This is a genomic window from Rhodoferax sp. SPJ21 (genome assembly GCF_058216335.1).
Genome location: NZ_JBYZMO010000001.1, coordinates 363,966 through 385,555 on the forward strand (window position 1 = coordinate 363,966; position 21,590 = coordinate 385,555).

The following is a 21,590-nucleotide window of genomic DNA, read 5'->3' on the forward strand; positions in this document are numbered from 1 at the left end:
GTACTCTGCGGTTGGACTCTGGGGGAAAACAAACAAAAACGCCTGAGCTAGTGAACTAACTCAGGCGCTTATGCATTGGGTATCCGACTTACTTACGCAGGCCGAGCTTAGCGATCAAAGCGACGTAACGGTCGTGGTCCTTGGCGTTCAGGTAATCCAACAGCTTGCGGCGACGGCTCACCATACGCAACAGACCGCGGCGACCATGGTGGTCCTTGGCGTGGGTCTTGAAGTGAGGGGTCAGTTCGTTGATGCGAGCGGTCAGCAGTGCAACTTGCACTTCTGGGCTACCGGTGTCCGTTGCGCTACGTGCATTGGCCTTGACAACTTCGGCCTTGATAGAGGATGCGATCATTTACTTATCCGTTGTGTTTAACTTGCGTTGGTAGATGGAATTTCAGCCAACGTGCGCCTTGCAGGATGCAAAGCCTTTAAATTATAGCGCGTAACACCCAACCGGCCTGCGCCGGAGATTCCAAGGGCCACCAAACATCACAACTGGCGGACGCTGAAGGTATCGCAGGACTTCACGGCACCAGTCTGCAAACCCGTACTGAACCAGCGTTGGCGCTGGGCACTGGTGCCATGGGTAAAGCTGTCGGGCACCACTTCGCCCCCGTTGGCGCGCTGCAACGCGTCGTCACCGATCTTGGACGCAGCATTCATCGCCGACTCGATATCTCCGTCTTCCAGCATTTTGCGGGCATCGCGCGCGTGGTGGGCCCATACGCCGGCAAAACAGTCGGCCTGCAATTCCAGCCGCACGCTCAAGGCGTTGTATTGGACCTGGCTGACCTTTCCACGCGCCTGGTCCATCTTTTCGCTAATGCCCAGGAGGTTCTGCACGTGGTGACCCACCTCGTGGGCGATCACATAGGCCTGAGCGAACTCCCCTGGGGCGCCCAGGCGGGTGCGCAGTGTTTCATAGAAAGCCAGATCGATGTACACCTTTTGGTCGCCCGGGCAGTAAAACGGCCCCATGGCCGTCTGCCCCTTGCCACAGGCCGTAGGCGTCGCATTGCGGAACAGCACCAGCTTGGGCGCAATGTAGTGATTGCCATTCTTGCTAAAGACCTCGGTCCAAACGTCCTCGGTATCGGCCAGCACTACGGATACGAACTTGGCCATCTGGTCGTCCTTGGGCGGACGGTGGGCCGGCACTTGCTGCACCTGCCCAGACGGCGCACCACCGCCACTGAGCAGGCCCAGAATAGTCAAGGGATTCACGCCCAGCACCCAGCCTCCCAGCAAGGCAATCACAATCGTGCCAATACCAATGCTACGGCCACCCAGCATGCCACCGCCGGAACCGCCATCGCCAGCGTCGCGGCGGTCTTCTACGTTATCGGATTCGCGGTTGCCTTCCCATTTCATACGGAATCTCCATGTTTCAAGGGGCGATGGTACCGTGGCGGTGTACGATTCCCGCGCACGTCCATATTGATGCAGCCGGCCCCACGGGCAGTGGGTCTTTGGAAAACACTTCATGAACATATTGGGATTCACCGAAAAGCCAACCGTGCTGGTCATCGACGACACTGCAGACAACCTCACCTTGATGGCTGCGCTGCTAAAAGACAGCTACCGGGTGAAGGTGGTGAACCACGGTGAAAAAGGCCTGGCCATCGCCGCTTCAACCACGCCACCCGACCTGGTACTACTGGACATCATGATGCCCCAGATCGACGGCTACGAAGTGTGCCGCAGGCTCAAGGCCAATCCGGCCACGCGCAACATACCGGTGATATTTCTTACGGCCAAGTCGGATGACGAGGCCGAAGAAAAAGGCTTTGAGCTGGGCGCAGTGGACTACATCACCAAGCCCATCTGTCCAGCCATTCTGCTGGCTCGGGTACACAACCATATTGCGCTGAACGTACGGACAGCCATGCTGCAGTCACTGTCGCAGAAGCTGTCTCGCTATTTGTCGCCCCAGGTCTACAAATCGATTTTTGAAGGTGCGCAAGACGTCTCCATCCAGGCGGTGCGCAAGAAGTTGACCATCTTTTTCTCGGACATCAAGGACTTCACCAAGACCGCTGAAGGCATGCAGCCCGAGGACCTGACCTACTTTTTAAACAGCTATTTCTCGGAAATGTCGAAGATTGCGCTGGAGCATGGCGCCACCATCGACAAATTCGTGGGTGACGCGATGCTGATCTTTTTCGGCGACCCCGAGACCCGTGGTGTACAGGAAGACGCCTTGCAGTGCGTGCGCATGGCGGTTGCCATGCAGCGACGCATGCATGGGCTGCGCGACATCTGGCGCGACAAGGGCTATAGCCACCCGTTCCAGATGCGCATTGGCATCAACACCGGCTTTTGCCACGTGGGCAACTTCGGCAGCGAACAGCGCATGGACTACACCGTCATAGGCAATGAGGTCAACCTCGCCGCCCGCCTGGAGCAAAACGGCGAGCCGGACAACGTCATGCTGTCGTACGAAACCTATGCGCTGGTAAAAGACGAATTCGATGCCGAAGAGCGCGAGCCGATCGCAGCCAAGGGCATTTCGCATGACATACGCTGCTTTGTGCTGCGTGGCATAGCGCCAGCACAAAGCGCAGCTGACGCACTGCACCAACGCTATCCCGGGCTGCGCCTGGCCGTGGACCTCGAAAAGCTCGACGCAGACAGCCGCGGGCGTGCCATACAAGACCTGCAGAACGCCATCGACAGCATCCGCCAGTTACCCCTCGCCACGCCCGCCTAGCGCAGCACGGCCGACAAGCTGTTCAACGTACACACCACCAGCTGCGCGCTAGAACCAGCGAACCGCAAGATCACACCATCCTCCTGCTCGATCCCGGGCAAAACCGCGAACAGATCGGCCAGACCTGGGCCCAGGGGGCCGCAAACAGCAGCGCGCCGCCGCCTCATTGGCCCCGCTGGCCACCGAGGGCGACAAGGACACACCGCTCGCATGGCCTGGGAAGTTTTCGCCACCATGAAACGTGCGCCTGGAAACAATGGCTCGGTGTCGGTCTTGAACACGTCATCACCATTGGCCAGCAGCGCGGGCACGCAGGTTGGCGCACCGCCCTAGGCCAAGGGGCAGCGCCCGACCTGCACGCCGGCCACGCCGGCACTGCTGTCTGATAGCCCACTAAGCGAGCTACCGATACGAGGCGCTTCCAGCACCTTAGGTATCCAGCTTAGGGTCCAAAGCGTCGCGTAGGCCGTCGCCCAGCAGGTTGAACGCCAGCACGGTGAAAAAGATCGCCAGACTGGGGAATAACGCAATATGCGGCGAGCTCATCATGTCGGCGCGTGCCTCGTTCAGCATGGCTCCCCACTCAGGTGTGGGCGGCTGTGCACCCAGGCCCAAAAATGACAGGCTGGCTGCCGTGATGATGGACGTGCCAATGCGCATGGTGAAGTACACCACCACCGACGAGATAGTCCCTGGAAAGATGTGGCGGGTGATGATGGTCCAATCGGACGCGCCAATCGAGCGCACCGCCTCGATATATGTCAAATTTTTCAAAGACAAGGTATTGCCACGCACCAGTCGCGCAAAGGCCGGCACACTGAACACCGCCACGGCAAAGATCACATTCACCATCCCGTCACCCAGGATCGCGATGATGCCAATCGCAAGCAAGATACCGGGAAAGGCAAACAGCACATCCGATATACGCATCACGATGCGGTCCCACCAGCCCTCATAGTAGCCAGCCAGCAAGCCCAGCGCAGTGCCAACAATGGCACCCACTGCCACCGAGATAAAGCCTGCCGCAAGGGAGATGCGCGCGCCCATCAGAATGCGGCTGAAGATATCGCGGCCCAGCGGGTCTACACCGAACCAGTGCGCAGCCGATGGCCTAGCGTTCAGGGCATCGTAGTCAAAATAATTCTCGGCGTCATAGGGCACCAGCCAAGGCGCCAGCACGGCGACCAGCACCAGCGCCAGCACAAAGCCCCCGGCCACCAGGGCTAGACGTTGGCCCTTAAATTTGCGCCAGAACTCGGTCCATGGGGTGCGTACCCGTTCTTGGGTCTTTTGGGGCTCTGGCGCAGATGGAATCATCACAAGTAGCTATATTATTTGTAGCGAATCGCGGGATTGATCACGGCGTACAGCACGTCCACCACCAGGTTGATCAAAATGAACTCCAACGAGAACAAAAGCACCTCGGCCTGGATCACCGGGAAGTCACGCATCTCGACCGAATCCACCAGCAGACGCCCCATGCCCGGCCAGTTGAAAACCTTCTCCACCACGATGGAGCCACCGAGTAAAAAGCCAAACTGCAGGCCCATCATGGTGACCACGGGAATCAGCGCGTTGCGCAGGCTGTGCTTCACCACCACCACGAACTCGTTCAACCCCTTGGCCCGGGCGGTGCGGACGTAGTCCTCTTTCAGGATGTCGATAAAGGACGAACGCGTAAAGCGCGCCATGACCGCCGCCACACCGGCACCCAAAGTGAGCGACGGCAGGATGTAGTGCCGCCAGGAATCCGCCCCCACCGTGGGCAGCCAACCCAGCTGCACGGAGAACACTTGCATCAGCAACATGCCCAGTGCAAAAGACGGGAACGAAATACCGGTGATAGCCAGCGTCATGCCCAGCCGGTCCGGCCAGCGGTTACGCCAAACGGCCGACAACACGCCAATCACCAACCCGAGCAGCACCGACCAGCCCATGGCAGCAACGGTCAGCCAGAAGGTTGGTGCGAAGCGATCTGCGATTTCGGTAGACACCGGACGCTTGCTACGCAGCGATATACCAAAATCGCCCTGCACCGCATTGCCGATAAAACGCACAAACTGCTGGTGCAAAGGCAAGTCCAGACCCAAGTCTTTGCGAATCATCTTCACCACTTCCTCGCCCGCCTCCGGCCCTGCCGCCAGCCGGGCCGGATCACCCGGCAACAGATGGACGAACAGGAACACAAGGGCCGCCACAATCAACAGGGTTGGCAGCAGGCCCAGCAAGCGTTTGAGGATGAAATTCAGCATAGCGTGGCGGAAAAAGCCGCTTACTTCAGTTCAACTTCATCAAAGTTGAAAGAGCGGTCTGGCATGACATAGAAACCGCTAAGGTTCTTGGAACGCACAGACACCAGCTGCAATGTAGCCAGGTTGATCCAAGGCGCATCTTTCCAGATGCGCTGCTGCACGTCTGCGTAGATCTGGGCCTTGACCGCAGGGTCCGTGGTTACCAAGGCCTTGGCAATACCGGCATCTACCGCATCGTTCTTGTAGTACGCGGTGTTGAACGATTTCGGAGGGAAGGATTCTGTAGCGAACAGGGGGCGGATCGCCCAGTCCGCCTCACCCGTCGATGCGGACCAACCCGAGTAATACATGCGCACCGGAGCGGTTGCCGCATCAGGTGCGCTCTCCACACGCTCCGCCCGCTGGCCCGCCTCCAACGCCAGCAACTGCACATTCACGCCCACCACGCGGAGCTGCTGCTGGATGAACTGGATGGCCTTTTGCGTCGTCGAGTCTGTGAAAGCCGCCCACAGCGTGCTCTCAAACCCATTCGGATAACCCGCTTCTTTCAGCAGTTCGCGGGCCTTCACTGGGTTGTAAGGCCAGGGGCCAAGTTTGGTGGAAAACTGCACGTCCTTGGGAATCACACCTTCGGCGGGAATGGCATAGCCGCCATAAACGACCTTGACCAACGCTTCCTTGTTGATCGCGTAGTTCAGTGCTTCACGCACCTTGGGGTTGTCAAACGGCTTTTGCAGCGTGTTCAGCGATACATAGCGGTGCACGATGGACGGCGCAACCGTGATTTCGAGCTCGGGCTTGGCCTTCAACAACTCGACCTGTTCGGGTGGTACAGGGTAGGTGAAGTTCGCCTCGCCCGTCTGAATGATCGCGCTGCGCGAGTTGTTGTCCACCACAGGACGCCAGGTGATGCTATCCACTTTGGGATAGCCCTTGCGCCAGTACTCGGCAAATTTTTCACCCTTCACGAAATCGGTCTGCTTCCACTCCACGAACTTGAAAGGACCAGTCCCAACGGGGTGCTGGCCAATCTCTTTGCCGTATTTCTGGATGGCGGCGGGCGAAATGATCACTGCGGACGGGTGCGCCAACGAATTAATGAAGGGCGAGAACGGCTCCTTCAACGTGAAACGCACTGTGTTCGGGTCCAACACCTCGGTTTTGGCGATGTTCTTGTAGAGCGTATAGCGCTTGAGCTTGTTGTCAGGGTTGGTTACACGGTCAAAGTTGGCCTTGACGGCTTCCGCGTTGAAATCGGTGCCATCTTGGAACTTGACGCCCTTCTTCAGCTTGAAGGTGTAGCTCAAACCATCCTTGCTGGCGGTATAGCTTTCTGCCAGCACCGGCACCATCTTCATGCTCTTGTCGAAGCCCAGCAAACCCTGGTAGAACGATTTGGCCACGGCCTGCGACAAAGTGTCATTGGCATCGTACGGGTCCAATGTCGTAAACGTAGAGTCCACCGCGACCACCACGTTCTTGGCGGCGAAAGCGTATGGCACCAAGGCAGCAGACAGCGCCAGCGCGGCGCTCAATCGGGTCAAAACATGCTTCATACAAAAACTCCAAGTTACTCAATAAGCCCGTTGCCGGACACCAAAAAATCGAATCAATACACACCACCTACACTGTGCCGCGCCACAAAATGGCCTGGCCCAACCTCTTGCAGAGGCTCTACATGCGGCAAATCGTCCAGCGCACGTATGGGACTGGGGATGTCTCCCACCAGTAAGTCTCGCTTGCCATGCCGGCGCGCCGGATCGGCCACCGGCACGGCAGACATCAGGCGGCGGGTGTAGGCATGCTGCGGGCTCTCAAACACGGCGCGGCGCGGGCCGATCTCGACGATCTGGCCCAGGTACATCACGGCCACACGGTGGCTGATGCGCTCCACCACCGCCATGTCGTGCGAGATAAACAAAAAGGCGATGCCGAACTCGCGCTGCAGGTCCAGCATCAGGTTCACGATCTGCGCGCGTATCGACACGTCCAGCGCCGACACAGCCTCGTCGGCAATCACCACCTTTGGGTTGAGCGCCAAGGCCCGGGCAATCGCGATGCGCTGGCGCTGCCCTCCAGAAAACTCGTGCGGATAGCGCTGGGCCGCGTTGGCGGGCAGGCCCACACGCTCCAGCAGCTCGGTCACGCGCTGCTCGGCCTGCGTACCCTGGGCCACGCCGTGCACCAGCAGCGGCTCCATGATGGCAAAACCCACGGTCAGTCGCGGGTCCAGCGAGGCGAATGGGTCCTGAAAAATAAACTGCACGTCGCGCCGCAAGGCCTGCAGCGCACGGCCCTGTAAGGGCGCAATCGCGCGCCCGGCCACGTCCACACTACCGGCATCAAACTCCACCAGCCGCGCCAACGAACGCCCGGTGGTGGACTTGCCGCAGCCCGACTCACCCACCAGCGCAAGGGTTTCACCCGGCTGCAGGCTGAAACTGACCTGCTCCACCGCGCAGACCTGGCGCGTGACACGGCCCAGCACACCAGTGCGCACAGGGAAGCGCGTGGTCAACGCCTGCACCCGCAGCACCGGCGGTGCCTGGTGCTGCACCGTATCGGGCAATGGCTGATCCTGCACCGCAGCGGCGTCGGCATCCAGCAGCGGAAACTTGGCCGGCGTATCGGTGCCGCGCATGGCGCCCAGCGTAGGAACGGCAGCCAGCAACGCGCGGGTATAGGGCTGGCGCGGGGCGGCAAACAAAGAAGCGCAGTCGCCCTCCTCCACCGTATCGCCCCGGTACATGACTAGGACCCGGTCAGCCATCTCGGCCACCACGCCCATATCGTGGGTGATGAAGACCACGCCCATCTGCATCTCGTCCTGCAGCATGCGGATGATGGCCAGCACCTGGGCCTGGATGGTCACGTCCAGCGCCGTGGTGGGTTCATCGGCAATCAGCAGGTTGGGTTTGCACGACAAGGCCATGGCAATCATCACGCGCTGGCGCATGCCACCTGACAGCTGGTGCGGGAAACGGTCCAGCACATTCTTGGCTTCAGGGATGCGCACCAGGTCCAGCATGCGCAAGGCCTCGGCACGGGCTGCCGCACGGGCCATGCCCTGGTGCAGGCGGATCGACTCGGCGATTTGCTCGCCAACCGGGAACACCGGGTTCAGCGAGGTCATGGGCTCCTGGAACACCATGGCCATCTCGGCGCCGCGGATGCGCCGCATGGTGGCCGGGCTGGCCTGGGCCAGGTCCAGTACGGAGCCGTCGCGGCGGTGGAAATCCATTTGGCCACTGACGATGCGCCCGCCGCCGTTTTCCACCAGGCGCATCAACGCCAGCGAAGATACCGACTTGCCAGAACCCGACTCTCCCACAATGGCCAGGGTTTCACCGGCATTGACATGGAAAGACAGGTCGCGCACTGCGTCAACAACCCGTTCCTTTGTTTCAAACCGCACGCCTAAATGGCGTACATCCAACACATGGCGCGGCTGCGCTACTTGCAAGCTCACGCAGCCACTCCGCGCAGCTGGCGGACCGTGTTGTCAGCCGCCTCCTGCAGGCTGCTCCAGACTTGCGCGCCTTCGACAAACACCTTGAGCTCGCCCGGCTCGAAGCTGGACCAGGGCTCGTCGGTGGTCAGCGGTTCGGTGGCAACCAGCACCATGCGATCGCTTTCGCTATTCACCTCGCGCAAATCCAGCGTCATATCGCAGTCCACCAGGCGGGCAGTCTGGAACGGGTGCTGGCGGGACACCCAGCTGAGCTTGGTCGAGCAATGGGCGTACATGGCCTCGCCGTTAGACAGCAGGAAATTGAACACGCCGTGGTCTGAAATACGGCGCGACAAACCGGCCAAAACCGGCGCGATCTGCTTCCAACCGGGAGGGCAGGCGCCCGAGAACACCGTACGCAGCTCTTGCAGCATCCAGCAGAAAGCTTTTTCGCTATCCGTGGTCCCCACGGGCAGGTAATTACCGACCAGCCCGGGGTGAAAGTTCTTCAGGTCGCCGTTATGGCAAAAAACCCAATGCTGCCCCAGCCATTCGCGCTGGAACGGGTGGCAGTTGGAAAGAGTGATCTGGCCCTGCGTGGCTTTGCGGATATGCGCCAGCACGGACTTGGATTTGATCGGGTAGCTGCGCACAAAGTCGGCCAGCGGCGAGTCGCTGGCGCGGCCGTCGTCTATGAACAAGCGGCAACCGGTGCGCTCGTAGAAGGCGATACCCCAGCCATCTGCATGCTCACCAGTTTGCCCGCCCCGCGCGGAGAAGCCGGTGAACGAGAAGTTGATGCTGGCGCTGCTGTTGCAGTTCATGGCGAGCATTTGGCACATTTAGATTCCCCCCCAGGCTTCGCGCACTACGTGTCGCTCTCGCCACCCCCCTACAGGGGGCGAACCCGATGGCCCGGCAAAGCCGGTTCCATGGGTTCTCACGGACAGTCCGGGATGCAATTGGACTGAAAGCTGATTGGTTGGCATTGTGTTTCCAATGTGTCTATTTCAGCCCAGCAAAAATCAGGCCCGTGGCAGGGTCACTCCGACCTGGCCTTGGTACTTGCCGCCACGGTCTTTGTAGCTGACTTCGCAGACTTCGTCGCTCTCGAAGAACAGCACCTGGGCGCAGCCTTCGCCAGCGTAAATCTTGGCCGGCAGCGGCGTGGTGTTGCTGAATTCCAGCGTCACATAGCCTTCCCACTCGGGTTCGAACGGCGTCACATTCACGATGATGCCGCAGCGCGCGTAAGTGGATTTACCCAGGCAGATGGTCAGCACATTGCGCGGAATGCGGAAGTACTCGACCGTGCGGGCCAGTGCGAAGCTATTGGGCGGGATGATGCAGCTGTCGCCGGAGAAATCGACAAAACTCTTTTCGTCGAAGTTCTTCGGGTCCACCACGGTGCTGTGGATATTGGTGAAGACCTTGAATTCGGGCGCGCAACGGATGTCGTAACCGTAGCTGCTGGTGCCGTAGCTAATGATCTTGCCGCCTTCGCGCTCGCGAACCTGGCCGGGCTCAAAGGGTTCGATCATGCCGTGTTGCTCGGCCATACGGCGAATCCATTTGTCGCTTTTGATTGTCATAAAGATGTCTTTCGGTGAACGGCGATTGTAGCGCTCAGCGCCCTTGAATGCTATCAACTTAATAGCTATATAGACATAAGCAATCTACAGTGCCTGCGAAATCACCGTACGCTCCACCAGGCGGTCGTCGCCCAGAATGATGCAGCCAAACAGCAGCTCGTCCAGGCTGCGCGCCCGCGATGTCTTGCGCGCCAACAGCGGCGTGGCCTGCGGGTTCAACACCAGGAAGTCGGCCTCGCAGCCCACCGCCAGATTGCCGACCACCCCGCCCAGACCCAGCGCCGCAGCTGCGCCGGCCGTGTGTTGCCACCAGAGCTGCTGCGGGCCCAGGGACAGGCCGGCCTTGGTCTGCCCCTCTCGACCCACGTAGTAAGCAGCGCGCATGGTGTGGAAGGGGCTGAAGCTGGTGCCGCCACCCACGTCGCTGGCCAGGCCGTAACGGAAGCCCGCGCGGTCCGCCTCGGCGTAGTCGAAAAAGCCACTGCCCAGGAACAGGTTGCTGGTCGGACTGATGGCGGCCACCGTGCCGCTGTCGCGCATCAGCGCCCTGTCAGTTGCGTCGAAGTGGATGCAGTGCGCATACACGGCGCGTGGGCGCAGCAAGCCGAAGTCCTGGTAGACCTCCAGGTAGCTGCGCGCGTGCGGGAACAGCTCCTTGACCCAGGCGATCTCGCCCAGGTTTTCGGCCACATGCGACTGCACCCATACATCTGGGTAGCGCGCAGCCAGCTCGCCTGCGCCGCGCAGCTGCTCCGGCGAGCTGGTGGGTGCAAAGCGCGGGGTGATGGCATAACCCAGGCGGTCCACGCCGTGCCAGCGCTGCAAAAGGTCTTCGGTGTCGATCAGGCTTTGCTCGGTTTCGTCGCGCACGCCGTCGGGTGAGTTGCGGTCCTGCAGCACCTTGCCGGTCATCAGGCGCATGCGGTGGCTTTGCGCCTCGGTGAACAGCGCATTCACAGAGCTGGGGTGCGAAGTGGCAAACGCCAGCGCAGTCGTCACCCCGTTGCGCAGCAGTTCCGCTATGAAAAACGCAGCTACCTCCGCAGCATAGGCGGGCGACGAGAAGCGTTTTTCTGCAGGAAAAGTGTAGTTCTCCAGCCAGGGCAACAGGCCATCGGCGGGGGCGCCGATGATGTCAGTCTGCGGATAGTGGATATGCATGTCCACAAAACCAGGCGCCAGGATGCGCCCAGGCAGGTGTTCCACGGTCAAACCCGGGTACTTGGGGCCCAGCGTACGGTAGGGGCCAACGGCCTGCACCACCCAGGTGCCCAGGGAATTTCGGCCCACGACGAGCAGGCCATCCTCCTCGTACAGGGCGGTTTGGTCGTCGGCAAAACGGAGAATAGCGGCGCGGTAAGCTTTCATATCTGACAAGCTTACGCATAATTCAGGCCATTTGATGTATTCCTCTATGCCGATATCGACTTCTATCCATGCGCTGCCAACAAGCCTGGAAGAACTGAACGCCCTACCCCCGGACCAATGGCAGGCCGTGCTGGCCAGCCCACCGGCCCAGGCCGTACCCTGGGTACGCGCTGCCGCCGCGCTGGGCCACGCCTCGGCCCAGGCCGCCTTGGGCCAGTGGCTGCTGGACGGCTACGGCATGGACAAGGACGCCGCGCAGGCCGTGCAATGGTTTCTGAAATCTGCCGCCCAGGGCCACCCCATGGGCATGAACATGGCTGGCCGCTGCCTGGAAAACGGCTGGGGCACCGAGCCTGACCTGTTTGCGGCCGTGGCCTGGTACAAAAGAGCCTCCAGCCTGGGCCTGGACGCGGGCCTGTACAACCTGGCCAACCAACTGGCCGCAGGCCACAGCGTGCCGCAAGACCACGCCGCCGCTCTGCAGCTGTACCGCCAGGCCGCCGACCAGGGCCATGCCAAGTCCATGACCAAGATCGGCCGCTACTACGAGGACGGCGTGGTGGTGGAGCAAGACCGAGACGCCGCCTTCTTCTGCTACCAGGAAGGCGCGCAGGGCGGCGATTTCCGTGGGCAGTTCAACTACGCCAGCATGCTGGCCGAGCGCGGCCGCCTGGCCGAAGCCCTGGAGTGGCTGGCCAAAGTGCCGCTCACCGCCACCAAGGCCTACCTGGAGAAGACAGGCGCCCTGCTGCAGCAGTCTGGCAATGCGGAATTCCAGCGCGTTGGCACGCTGTTCCTAGTGCACGCCGGGCGCTGAACCCTGGCCACACCCGGCAGACCATGGCTGTTGCGCACCCCGTCTTCCCCATCCGTACCGAATGCCCGCCCGGTGCCTGCAACTGCGGGCGCGACGCGCTGCTGCAAAACCCCGACGGCGACCTGCGCGTGCTGCGCCTGACGCGCGAGGACGAAAAGCGCCTGGTGCAGCGGCTGGAGAACCTGAGCAGCCTAAGCGACCTGCGGCGCATGGAAGAGCGGATGGAGCAGCAGGTGGGCATACGCCTGAGCATCAGCAGCAGCCCGAACGAGGTCCGCACGCTGCGCGGCATCGTGATCCTGGTGCACGAGCAGCCCGGCCTGTGCCGCAAGACGCGCCAGGCCATACCGGCCGCCATCAAGCGCAGCCTGGAACTGCACCCCGAGATTGCCTACGACATCCTGAACGTAGGCGGTCTGTTCGAAGGCAGCTGATTGCTTCTCTTTTGATAGCATACAGCGCAGGTATCACATGCGCTGGCTGCCCATTTCATCAATATTTGAATTGCAAGGCGTCGGTCCAGTCGCCCATGGGCTGCTGGCCGCGAGCGCGCATGGCGGCGTCGCGCTGTTGCAGGCCGTCCGGCTGCTCCAGGCCGAACGCGCGGGTGCTCAGTCGCAGTATGCAGCCGGTGTCGTAAATGGTGTGGTCCACGGTGCCCTGGCGGGCGAATGGCGAAATCACCAGCGCTGGCAGGCGCGTACCCGGGCTCCAGCGGTCGCCCTTGGGTGGCGCCACGTGGTCCCACCAGCCGCCGTTTTCGTCCACGGTGACGATAACCACCATGGTGTCCCACTGCGGGCTGGTGCGCAGCAGCTTGACGGAGCGGTCTCGCTGCGCAAAGTCGGCGGGCTTCAGGGGCGACAAAGGCTTTTCCAGACCGGGGAAGTTGGCAAACAGGTTGTTGAAGCTGCGGTTTTCGCCGTAGATCACGACCACGGTTTTGACGCTTTTTCTGCAAGGCGCTGTCCAGCGCGCTGACCTCCATGGCGCCGGAGCCACGCATGCTGTCGGTCGCGCAGGCAGTGAGCGTAGGCCCACGCCGGCGGTGGCCATGCCGCCCAGAAAGTGGCGGCGCTTGAGGTCGGGCGTGGGGCTGGTAGTTGCGGAATCTTCGGTGGAGTCTCGTGGGCCCGCCATGGCGTTCCTGGCTGGTTTATTGGCTATGAAGCTAGGTTTGCTAGCCAGCAACGGTGACAAAGAACAACCCGGAATGTGCTAAGGAATGTGAAACCCAGCCTACTATTCCACTATCAAAAAAGTAGCTGCTTGCGCAGGTAGTATCTGCGTGAGCGGCCTATTTCTTATAAATTTCCCCTCCAGGCTAAAAGCCGGCGAAGCAGGCTTGCAGGCGATCGGTCAGGGCCTTCTTCTGGCTGGCGTCGATGAAGCTGGCCTCGAAGCTATTGGCCGCCAGCTGGTAGGCCTGCTGCGCACCCAGGCCGGTGGCGGCAAAGGTCTGGGTGAAGTTCTCATTGATGTAGCCGCCAAAGTAGGCCGGGTCGTCTGAGTTCACCGTGGCCACCAGGCCCGCGTCGAGCAGACGGCCCAGGTTATGGTCGGCCAGGTTGGGGAACACGCAGAGCTTCTGGTTGGACAGCGGGCACACGGTGAGTGGGATGCGGTCCTTGGCCAGGCGCTGCATCAGCAGGGCGTCCTGGAAGGACTGCACGCCGTGGTCGATACGCTCGACCTTCAGTACATCCAGCGCGCTCCAGATATAGGCAGGTGGGCCCTCCTCGCCCGCGTGGGCTACCAGGCGCAAGCCCAGGCTGCGGCACTTGGCGAAGACCTGGGCGAACTTCTCGGGCGGGTGGCCCAGCTCGCTGGAGTCCAGGCCCACGCCGATGAACTTGTCTTGGTAGGGCAGCGCCTGCTCCAGCACCTCGAAAGCATCTGCCTCGCTGAGATGGCGCAGAAAGCACAGTATCAGCACCGCGCTCAGCCCCCATTGCTTGTGCGCGTCCTGGCAGGCGCGGTACAGGCCGTTGATCACCACCTCGATGGGCACACCGCGCGCGGTGTGGGTCTGCGGGTCGAAAAACATCTCGGTGTGCAGCACGTTGTCGGCGGCGGCGCGGGCCAGATAGGCATGCGCCATGTCATAGAAGTCTTGCTCGGTCAGCAGCACGCTGGCACCGGCGTAGTAAATGTCCAGAAAGCTCTGCAGATTGGTGAAGGCGTAGGCGCGGCGCAGCTCTTCCACACTGGCGTAGGGAATGGCGACCTGGTTGCGCTGCGCCAGCGCGAAGATCAGCTCAGGCTCCAGCGAGCCTTCGATGTGCATATGCAGCTCGGCCTTGGGCATGGCGCGTAACAGCGCGGGCAAACGGTCTGCGGCGATAGGGGGAACGGTAAAGGTATGCATCAACAGACTCCAAAAGTAATGCCCAGGTTCTTCAAATAGCGGCGGTAGGCGGACGAGGCTTTGTCCGCCGCCGTGTGCAGCTCGGCGCGCAAGTCCAGCGGCAGGCGCTTAGGCGCCTGCGACTCCAGCACAGGCTGGTCCTGCGTAAAGATGGTGTGCTGGAAGGCCTGCATCGCTTCGATGGCGCTGGTCCAGTCATTGGAAGCCAGTCTAAACCAGACCCGGCTGCGCTCGGGCCCCTGCGGGCAGATGAACATGGCGATGGACTCGCGGTAGTCCTGCAGCGCCATCTGCGCCGGGTCGGGCAACTTGGTCAGCACCGCCGTATAAGGCGCTTCGACCGCGTAGGTGTACTCCACCTGGGCCGGGCCGGTGGCCTGCAGGCTGGACTGGGGCTGCCAGGCCTTGCACTGCGTGGCCCACAGGCCCTGCGCCGTGCTGTCCACGCGGTAGTCGTCAATGGACGATGCCTCGCGCGTGCCCAGCCAGCCCTCGTGCACAAAGGCAAAGTGCGACATGTCCAGAAAATTCTCGACCAGGCGCGGCGCGCTGGTGGCCACGTCGTACGGGCCGCACAGCAGTTTGCGCAGCCGCGCATCACCCTCGGCAGCAAAAGGCACGACTTCCTGCGGCGAAGCTGGCGCCTGCAACTGCACCCACACCAAACCATAGCGTTCGCAAGCCGCATAGGTGGTGGCGGTATGCCCCGCCGGCGGCACATAGCCCGGCAGTGCCGGCACCCGCACACACTGCCCCGAGGCCGCAAACTGCCAGCCGTGGTAGGGGCACTCCAGCCGGTCATCGCGCACCTGGCCCAGCGAGAAGCGCGCACCCCGGTGCGGGCACTGGTCGGCCCAGGCATGCACCACGCCCGCCGCATCGCGCCACAGCACCAGCGCCTGGTCCAGCAGGGTCGCGCCCAGCGGCTGCTGCGCCACCGCCTCACTCGCGGCCACCGGATGCCAAAGCGTTTTTTCGATCATGGTCAACCCATTCAGCAAAGACTATGCCGCCAACGAAAAAAGCCGCTCCAAAGAGCGGCTTTTAGAGGAATCACGTGCGTCCCCAAGGCGAGCGAAGCAAAGCCCCTTCCAGAAACACCGCAGATCCGGCTACGCCGGTCTGCTGGTGTTGCCCCCTGCAAGGGGGTTGGCGGAAAGCGCTTGCGCTGTAGCCTGGGGGTGTGCTTACTTCCCGCCAGGGACCTTGCCTTCCACGCCCTTGACATAGAAGTTGATGCCGCCCAGGAAGGCGTCATCGGCGACTGCGTCCTTGTCCAGCACTTGCTTGCCGGTGTTGTCCACGATCGGGCCCTTCCAGATGGCGAAGCTGCCGTCGGTCAGGCCCTTCTTGATCTCGTCGATCTTGGTCTTGGTTTCGGCAGGCACGTCTTCGGCGATGGAGACGATGTCAATCGCGCCTTCCTTCACGCCCCACCAGCTCTTGCCGCTGGCCCACTTACCGTCCAGGGCGTCCTTGGCGGTCTTGATGTAGTACGGACCCCAGTTGATGATGCTGGAGGCCAGGTGGGCCTTGGGACCGTAGGCGGTCATGTCGGAATCCCAGCCGAAGGCGCGCTTGCCCTTGCTCTCGGCGGTCTTCAGCACAGCGGGAGAGTCGGTGTTCTGGAACAGGATGTCGGCGCCGCCGTTGATCAGCGAGGTAGCTGCTTCGGTTTCCTTCGGTGGGCTGAACCATTCATTCACCCAGACCACTTTGGTCTTGATCTTTGGGTTCACGCTTTGCGCGCCCAGGGTGAAGCTGTTGATGTTGCGGATCACTTCGGGAATTGGCACCGAGCCCACCACACCCAGGGTGTTGGTCTTGGTCATCTTGCCAGCGATCACGCCCGCCATGTACGCGCCTTCGTAGGTGCGGCTGTCGTAGGTGGACATGTTGTCGGCGGTCTTGTAGCCGGTGGCGTGTTCGAACTTCACGTCCTTGAAGTCGGCGGCGACCTTGAGCATGGATTCCATGTAGCCGAAGGTGGTGCCGAACACCAGCTTGTTGCCATTGCTGGCCATATCGCGCAGCACGCGCTCGGCGTCAGCGGACTCGGGCACGCTTTCCACGAAGCTGGTGACGACCTTGTCGCCCAGTTCTTTTTCCAGCGCCTTGCGACCGTTGTCGTGGGCGAAGCTCCAGCCGCCGTCGCCCACCGGGCCGACGTAGGCAAACGCAATCTTCAATGGCTCGGGCTTGGCCGGTGCGGCTTCGGCAGCGGGTGCCGAGGCAGGCGCAGCAGCCGGGGCAGGTGCGGGCTCTTCCTTCTTGCCGCAGCCCGCCAGGGCCGCCGCCACCGCGGACGCGGCGGCGAGTTGGATCAGAGTGCGTTTCTTCAGGTCAGTCATGTGATTTCACTTTCTGGGGGTTTGCGAGGAGAAATTAGAACGTAACAAAATGATTATGAACCGGGATAAAACGGTTTCCCTAGCGAGGCCGGCATGTTGATGCGAATCCAGGCCGGGTTGCGCGAAATCAGCGCCAGCACCACGATGGTGGCCAGGTAGGGAAGCATGCTCAGCAACTGACTAGGCACGTCCACGCCCACGCTTTGCAGGTGGAACTGCAGCATGGTCACGCCACCAAACAGATAGGCACCCAGCAGCACGCGGGTAGGCCGCCAGGTGGCAAAAGTAGTCAGGGCCAGGGCGATCCAGCCCTTGCCGGCCACCATGCCCTCCACCCACAGCGGCGTGTACGACAGCGAAAGATAAGCCCCCGCCAGGCCGCACAGCGCGCCGCCCACCACCACCGCCATCAGGCGGATACGCCGCACCGGGTAGCCCAGCGCATGCGCCGACTCGGGCGACTCGCCGACCGAGCGCAGCACCAGGCCGCTGCGTGTGCGGTACAAAAACCAGATCAGACCGCCTGCCAACAGCATTGCAAAGTACACCAGCGGGTGCTGGCGGAACAGTGCCGGCCCGACCAGGGGAATGTCGCCCAGCACCGGGATGGAGAATTGCGTGCGCTCGGGCAGCTTGGCCTGCACATAGTTGATGCCGGCAAAGGCCGAAAAGCCCGCACCAAACAGGCTCAGGGCCAAGCCGGTGGCGTACTGGTTGGTATTCAGCCAGATCACCAGCACGCCAAAAACCGCCGCCAACAGCGCGCCCGCCGCGGTACCGGCGGCAAAACCCAGCCAGTCGCTGCCGGTATTCACCACCGTGGCGTAGCCGGCAATGGCGGCGCACAGCATCATGCCCTCGGCGCCCAGGTTGACGATGCCGGCCTTCTCGTTGACTAGCAGACCCAGCGAGGCCAGGGCCAGCACGGTACCCGCGCTCAGCGTGGCCGCAAATAACAAAGCATACGTATCCATCACGCGGCCTTTCTGAAACGTACGCGGTAAGCAATCAAGGTATCACTGGCCAGCAAGGAGAACAGCAGCAGGCCCTGGAACACGCCGGTCAGGGACTTGGGCAGGCCCAGGCGCGACTGCGCCAGCTCGCCACCGATATAGAACATGCTCATCAGCACCGATGAAAACACCATGCCGACTGGGTGCAGCCGCCCCACATAGGCGACGATGATGGCAGCAAAGCCGTAGCCGGCCGGCACATAGGGCGTGAGCTGGCCAATTGGCCCGGCGACTTCCAGCGCACCGGCCAGGCCGGCGGCACCACCGGATGCCAGCAGTGCCAGCCACAGCGCCTTGCGCGAGGAAAAGCCCGCGTAGCGCGCCGCCGCCGGCGCCAGCCCGCCCACCTGCTGGGCAAAACCAGCGCGCGTACGGAACAGGAACACCCACAGCACGCCCACACCGGCCAAGGCGATCAACAGGCCGATGCTGACGCGCGAGCCCTTCCACAGGCGCGGGATCTGGGTCACGGCCTCGAAATTCTTGGTCTGCGGAAAGTTGTAGCCCATAGGGTCTTTCCAGGGACCGTAGACCATGTAGCTCAGCACCATGGTGGCCACATAGACCAGCATCAGGCTGACCAGAATCTCGCTGGCGTTGAACTTGTCGCGCAGCAGCGCGGCAATGCCGCCCCAGAGCATGCCACCCAGCACGCCGGCCAGCAGAATCGGCAACACGATCCAGGCACTGCTGCCATTGTCGGCCATCAAGGCCACGCCCGATGCGCAGACAGCGCCTATAAGGTACTGGCCCTCGGCGCCGATGTTCCACACATTAGAGCGGAAGCAGACCGCCAGGCCCAGGGCGATGATCAGCAGCGGCGTGGCCTTGACCATCAGCTCGCCCAGCGCATATGGCGTCTTGATAGGTTCCCAAAAAAACACCTGCAAACCTTTTACCGGGTCTTTGCCCAGCGCCACAAATAGCGCAATCCCAATCAGCACCGTGATCAACAGTGCCAGGATGGGCGAGCCAAAGCCCCAAAACTTGGACGGCTGGGGCCGGGATTCAAGCTTGAACATGGGCCGCCTCCGCCGTTGCAGGCATGGCTGCGTGTGACACGCTGCCGGCCGGGGTATTCCATAGTCCGCTCATCCACTCTCCAATCTGGGCCACGGTGGCCTGCGCGCGCGGGATGGAGGGCGACAAACGCCCCTTGGCCACCACGTGCAGGCGATCGCATATTTCAAACAATTCGTCCAGCTCTTCGCTGACCACCAGCACCGCGCAGCCAACATCGCGCAGCGCCAAAATTTCGCCCCGGATCTGCGCCGCAGCCCCCACGTCGACCCCCCAGGTGGGCTGGGACACGATCAACAGCTTGGGCTTGGCATCGATCTCACGGCCCACAATGAACTTTTGCAGGTTACCGCCCGACAAGGACTTGGCCGCCGCATTCGGCCCACCAGCCTTGACCTTGAAGCGGTCGATGATGGCTTGCGCCTGGGCCTGCAGCACACCCAGCTTGATCCAGCCGCTGCCGGCCACCGCGTCGATGCGCGTCAGCAACAGGTTATGCGCCAGGCCCATGGTGGGCACGGCGCCACGGCCAAGTCGTTCTTCGGGCACAAAATGCACGCCCATGGCGCGGCGCGGGCCGGGGCCCATCTGGCCTACGTCACGGCCAAATACCTGCACCATGTCGGGCCGGGCCCGCACGTCTTCACCCGACAAGGCGTACAGCAGCTCACGCTGGCCGTTGCCGGAGACGCCGGCGATACCGACCACCTCACCCTCGCGCACATCCAGGTCGATGCCCTCCAGGTCCACGCCAAACTGGTCTTCACGCGGCAGCTGTAGCCCACGCACACGCAGCACGGTGGGGCCGGTTTTGACATCGCGGTGCTGCAGCGCGGGTGGCTCGGCGCCAATCATCAGGCGGCTGAGCGAGGCGTTGCTCTCCTGCGTGGGGTTGCACACACCGGTGACCTTGCCGCCACGCAGCACGGTGCAGGCGGTGCAGAGTTCACGAATTTCATGCAGCTTGTGGCTGATGTAGAGAATGCTGCAGCCCTCAGACACCAGCTGTTTGAGCACCACGAACAGCTTTTCCACCGCCTGCGGCGTCAGCACCGAAGTCGGCTCGTCCAGGATCAGCAGCTGCGGGTTGGTCAGCAGCGCACGGATGATTTCCACCCGCTGCATCTCGCCCACGCTCAGGGTGTGCACCGGGCGGCTGGGGTCGATGTCCAGGCCGTAGGCGCTGGCCTTGGCGGTGATGCGCTGGGTGACTTCGGCCAGGCCCAGGCTTTTGTCCAGGCCCAGCCACACGTTCTCGGCCACGGTCAGGGTGTCGAACAGGCTGAAGTGCTGGAACACCATGCTGATACCCAGCGCCCGCGCTTCCTGCGGATTACGGATGTGCACCGGCTGGCCATTGAACAGCACCGTGCCTTCATCGGGCTTGACCGAGCCGTAGATGATCTTCATCAGCGTGGATTTGCCCGCGCCGTTCTCGCCCAGCACGGCATGGGCCTCGCCCGGTTGCACCACCAGCGACACGCCGCTATTGGCCACCACGGCCGGGTAGCGCTTGGTGATGTTCGTCAGTTGCAGTCTGGGTGGGGCCATACCTTGGGAATCTCGATTTATAAAAATAATGCCGCTAGCGCAGAGCAATCGTACACGAGTAGCTATGCTTTTCGTAGCGATGCCGCCACCGACTTGGTCAAGGCACGCAACCACTTGCCCGAGGCAGAGGTGTGGGTGCGGGCATGCCACAGCTGGTAATACATCATGCGGGGGAACGCCACCGGACAGGGCAATATTTTGACCGGCAGCGTCGCCACATAGCGCTCGCAGTACTGGCGCCCCGTGGTCAGCACCAGCAAGCTCGATGCCACCATGGCCGGGATCAGCCCGAAATGCGCGCAGCGCGCGTTAATACTGCGCCGCAAGCCCAAGGTGTCCAGGTGCTCGTCGATGACGCCTTTGGCCCCTGGGTACGCCGGCGTGGGCGCAATATGCTCGGCAGCCAGCCAGGTGGCCTGGTCCCAGCCACGGCGCACGGCGGGGTGGTCGGCACCGACCAGGCTGACCACTTCGTCGCCAAACAGACGGGCGATGTGCAAGTCGTCCGGCGGGCTGCTCCAGTTGCCCACCACCACGTCCAGCTCGCCCTGGGCCAAGTGGGCGTGGTAGTCGAGTTGACCCGACAGGCTATGGATTTCCACCGTGCACAGCGGGGCTTCGGCCTTCAGGCGCGCCACCAGCTGGGGCAGAAATAGCGGGTCCAAATAGTCGCTGGCGGCAATGCGGAAGGTGCTCTGGGCGGTCTTGGGCTCGAAGCCACGCACATCGCTGAACAGCACTTCGGCCGCCCGCAGAATGCTGACGCTGGGGTGGAGCATGCGCAGACCGGCGTCGGTGGGCACCATGCCAGAGCCGGAGCGCACCAAAATGGGGTCATCGGCCAGATCACGCAGGCGCTTCAAGGCGGCACTGACCGCAGGCTGGGTCATGCCCAGGCGGATGGCGGCACGGGAAACACTGCTTTCGGTGAGCACGGTATGGAGGACCCTGATGAGATGGAGGTCGATCTTGTCGAAAAGCGTCTGGTCTCTCATAGGGGCTCGCGGATGCAGGTCATATATCTTGGCGTATGTATTGTGGGGCGTGTCCAGACTAGGCTCTGAACGTATTGCACTTCGCAAGTGCGTAAGTAT

General features: G+C 62.1%; 19 protein-coding genes and 1 pseudogene. 3 read left to right on the plus strand and 17 right to left on the minus strand.

Annotated elements, in window-relative coordinates:
• Nucleotides 1-88 precede the first annotated feature (88 nt).
• Nucleotides 89-355: a 30S ribosomal protein S15 gene (rpsO, locus tag AC4BBN_RS01570; protein WP_490590198.1), complete on the minus strand. Its 267-nt coding sequence runs from the start codon at nucleotides 353-355 to the stop codon at nucleotides 89-91.
• A 137-nt stretch (nucleotides 356-492) separates the two neighbouring features.
• On the minus strand, nucleotides 493-1,374 hold the full coding sequence (ypfJ, locus tag AC4BBN_RS01575; protein WP_490590199.1) for a KPN_02809 family neutral zinc metallopeptidase: 882 nt from the start codon (nucleotides 1,372-1,374) through the stop codon (nucleotides 493-495).
• 112 nt (nucleotides 1,375-1,486) lie between these two features.
• Here ypfJ and AC4BBN_RS01580 point away from each other — a divergent pair, with 112 nt between their 5' ends.
• A complete protein-coding gene (locus tag AC4BBN_RS01580) occupies nucleotides 1,487-2,713 on the plus strand; it encodes an adenylate/guanylate cyclase domain-containing protein (protein WP_490590200.1) in 1,227 nt (408 codons plus the stop codon).
• A gap of 429 nt (nucleotides 2,714-3,142) precedes the next feature.
• On the opposite strand, the gene gsiD is transcribed toward AC4BBN_RS01580, so the two are convergent.
• The 7 genes from gsiD to guaD form a co-directional block, all read right to left on the minus strand.
• On the minus strand, nucleotides 3,143-4,030 hold the full coding sequence (gene gsiD, locus AC4BBN_RS01585; protein WP_490591367.1) for a glutathione ABC transporter permease GsiD: 888 nt from the start codon (nucleotides 4,028-4,030) through the stop codon (nucleotides 3,143-3,145).
• Between the two features lie 14 nt (nucleotides 4,031-4,044).
• A complete protein-coding gene (gsiC, locus tag AC4BBN_RS01590; protein WP_490590201.1) occupies nucleotides 4,045-4,965 on the minus strand; it encodes a glutathione ABC transporter permease GsiC in 921 nt (306 codons plus the stop codon).
• A gap of 20 nt (nucleotides 4,966-4,985) precedes the next feature.
• A complete protein-coding gene (gene gsiB, locus AC4BBN_RS01595) occupies nucleotides 4,986-6,521 on the minus strand; it encodes a glutathione ABC transporter substrate-binding protein GsiB (RefSeq protein ID WP_490590202.1) in 1,536 nt (511 codons plus the stop codon).
• A 53-nt stretch (nucleotides 6,522-6,574) separates the two neighbouring features.
• Complete coding sequence (locus AC4BBN_RS01600) at nucleotides 6,575-8,434, minus strand: dipeptide ABC transporter ATP-binding protein (protein ID WP_490590203.1); 1,860 nt, start codon at nucleotides 8,432-8,434, stop codon at nucleotides 6,575-6,577.
• The gene (locus AC4BBN_RS01605; RefSeq protein WP_490590204.1) at nucleotides 8,431-9,240 is read right to left on the minus strand and encodes a class II glutamine amidotransferase; all 810 of its coding nucleotides are present in this window, start codon (nucleotides 9,238-9,240) and stop codon (nucleotides 8,431-8,433) included. Before AC4BBN_RS01605 ends, AC4BBN_RS01600 begins: the two co-directional genes overlap by 4 nt.
• A 201-nt stretch (nucleotides 9,241-9,441) precedes the next feature.
• Nucleotides 9,442-10,008 carry a dCTP deaminase gene (gene dcd, locus AC4BBN_RS01610; RefSeq protein ID WP_490590205.1) on the minus strand — a complete coding sequence of 189 codons (567 nt, stop codon included), beginning with the start codon at nucleotides 10,006-10,008 and terminating at the stop codon, nucleotides 9,442-9,444.
• Nucleotides 10,009-10,092: 84 nt separating this feature from the next.
• A complete protein-coding gene (guaD, locus tag AC4BBN_RS01615; RefSeq protein ID WP_490590206.1) occupies nucleotides 10,093-11,376 on the minus strand; it encodes a guanine deaminase in 1,284 nt (427 codons plus the stop codon).
• Nucleotides 11,377-11,422: 46 nt separating this feature from the next.
• Between guaD and AC4BBN_RS01620 the strand changes: the two genes are divergently transcribed.
• Nucleotides 11,423-12,193 carry a tetratricopeptide repeat protein gene (locus AC4BBN_RS01620; protein ID WP_490590207.1) on the plus strand — a complete coding sequence of 257 codons (771 nt, stop codon included), beginning with the start codon at nucleotides 11,423-11,425 and terminating at the stop codon, nucleotides 12,191-12,193.
• A 23-nt stretch (nucleotides 12,194-12,216) separates the two neighbouring features.
• Nucleotides 12,217-12,627 carry a hypothetical protein gene (locus AC4BBN_RS01625; protein WP_490590208.1) on the plus strand — a complete coding sequence of 137 codons (411 nt, stop codon included), beginning with the start codon at nucleotides 12,217-12,219 and terminating at the stop codon, nucleotides 12,625-12,627.
• 58 nt (nucleotides 12,628-12,685) lie between these two features.
• Here the strand turns inward: AC4BBN_RS01625 and AC4BBN_RS01630 are convergent.
• From AC4BBN_RS01630 to AC4BBN_RS01665, 8 genes and pseudogenes are all read right to left on the minus strand, one after another.
• A pseudogene (locus AC4BBN_RS01630) lies at nucleotides 12,686-13,042 on the minus strand (alkaline phosphatase family protein); the annotation flags it as partial.
• A 475-nt stretch (nucleotides 13,043-13,517) separates the two neighbouring features.
• Nucleotides 13,518-14,561 carry an adenosine deaminase gene (locus AC4BBN_RS01635; protein WP_490590209.1) on the minus strand — a complete coding sequence of 348 codons (1,044 nt, stop codon included), beginning with the start codon at nucleotides 14,559-14,561 and terminating at the stop codon, nucleotides 13,518-13,520.
• Entirely contained in the window at nucleotides 14,561-15,544 is a 984-nt protein-coding gene (locus AC4BBN_RS01640) for an aromatic ring-hydroxylating dioxygenase subunit alpha (protein ID WP_490590210.1), read from the minus strand. The genes AC4BBN_RS01635 and AC4BBN_RS01640 overlap by 1 nt, the downstream gene beginning before the upstream one ends.
• Nucleotides 15,545-15,748: 204 nt before the next feature.
• A complete protein-coding gene (locus AC4BBN_RS01645; RefSeq protein ID WP_490590211.1) occupies nucleotides 15,749-16,912 on the minus strand; it encodes a BMP family ABC transporter substrate-binding protein in 1,164 nt (387 codons plus the stop codon).
• A 53-nt stretch (nucleotides 16,913-16,965) separates the two neighbouring features.
• Nucleotides 16,966-17,886, minus strand: a complete 921-nt coding sequence (locus tag AC4BBN_RS01650; protein ID WP_490590212.1) for an ABC transporter permease — start codon at nucleotides 17,884-17,886, stop codon at nucleotides 16,966-16,968.
• The gene (locus AC4BBN_RS01655; RefSeq protein WP_490590213.1) at nucleotides 17,886-18,947 is read right to left on the minus strand and encodes an ABC transporter permease; all 1,062 of its coding nucleotides are present in this window, start codon (nucleotides 18,945-18,947) and stop codon (nucleotides 17,886-17,888) included. Before AC4BBN_RS01655 ends, AC4BBN_RS01650 begins: the two co-directional genes overlap by 1 nt.
• On the minus strand, nucleotides 18,934-20,496 hold the full coding sequence (locus AC4BBN_RS01660) for an ABC transporter ATP-binding protein (RefSeq protein WP_490590214.1): 1,563 nt from the start codon (nucleotides 20,494-20,496) through the stop codon (nucleotides 18,934-18,936). The genes AC4BBN_RS01655 and AC4BBN_RS01660 overlap by 14 nt, the downstream gene beginning before the upstream one ends.
• 62 nt (nucleotides 20,497-20,558) lie before the next feature.
• A complete protein-coding gene (locus AC4BBN_RS01665) occupies nucleotides 20,559-21,491 on the minus strand; it encodes a LysR family transcriptional regulator (RefSeq protein ID WP_490590215.1) in 933 nt (310 codons plus the stop codon).
• Between the last annotated feature and the right edge of the window lie 99 nt (nucleotides 21,492-21,590).

Coding starts and splice junctions, on each gene's coding strand:
- rpsO (WP_490590198.1), bottom strand. CDS start 355: ATGATCGCATCCTCTATCAAGGCCGAAGTTGTCAAGGCCAATGCACGT.
- ypfJ (WP_490590199.1), bottom strand. CDS start 1,374: ATGAAATGGGAAGGCAACCGCGAATCCGATAACGTAGAAGACCGCCGC.
- AC4BBN_RS01580 (WP_490590200.1), top strand. CDS start 1,487: ATGAACATATTGGGATTCACCGAAAAGCCAACCGTGCTGGTCATCGAC.
- gsiD (WP_490591367.1), bottom strand. CDS start 4,030: ATGATTCCATCTGCGCCAGAGCCCCAAAAGACCCAAGAACGGGTACGC.
- gsiC (WP_490590201.1), bottom strand. CDS start 4,965: ATGCTGAATTTCATCCTCAAACGCTTGCTGGGCCTGCTGCCAACCCTG.
- gsiB (WP_490590202.1), bottom strand. CDS start 6,521: ATGAAGCATGTTTTGACCCGATTGAGCGCCGCGCTGGCGCTGTCTGCT.
- AC4BBN_RS01605 (WP_490590204.1), bottom strand. CDS start 9,240: ATGAACTGCAACAGCAGCGCCAGCATCAACTTCTCGTTCACCGGCTTC.
- dcd (WP_490590205.1), bottom strand. CDS start 10,008: ATGACAATCAAAAGCGACAAATGGATTCGCCGTATGGCCGAGCAACAC.
- guaD (WP_490590206.1), bottom strand. CDS start 11,376: ATGAAAGCTTACCGCGCCGCTATTCTCCGTTTTGCCGACGACCAAACC.
- AC4BBN_RS01620 (WP_490590207.1), top strand. CDS start 11,423: ATGCCGATATCGACTTCTATCCATGCGCTGCCAACAAGCCTGGAAGAA.
- AC4BBN_RS01625 (WP_490590208.1), top strand. CDS start 12,217: ATGGCTGTTGCGCACCCCGTCTTCCCCATCCGTACCGAATGCCCGCCC.
- AC4BBN_RS01635 (WP_490590209.1), bottom strand. CDS start 14,561: ATGCATACCTTTACCGTTCCCCCTATCGCCGCAGACCGTTTGCCCGCG.
- AC4BBN_RS01640 (WP_490590210.1), bottom strand. CDS start 15,544: ATGATCGAAAAAACGCTTTGGCATCCGGTGGCCGCGAGTGAGGCGGTG.
- AC4BBN_RS01645 (WP_490590211.1), bottom strand. CDS start 16,912: ATGACTGACCTGAAGAAACGCACTCTGATCCAACTCGCCGCCGCGTCC.
- AC4BBN_RS01650 (WP_490590212.1), bottom strand. CDS start 17,886: ATGGATACGTATGCTTTGTTATTTGCGGCCACGCTGAGCGCGGGTACC.
- AC4BBN_RS01655 (WP_490590213.1), bottom strand. CDS start 18,947: ATGTTCAAGCTTGAATCCCGGCCCCAGCCGTCCAAGTTTTGGGGCTTT.
- AC4BBN_RS01660 (WP_490590214.1), bottom strand. CDS start 20,496: ATGGCCCCACCCAGACTGCAACTGACGAACATCACCAAGCGCTACCCG.
- AC4BBN_RS01665 (WP_490590215.1), bottom strand. CDS start 21,491: ATGAGAGACCAGACGCTTTTCGACAAGATCGACCTCCATCTCATCAGG.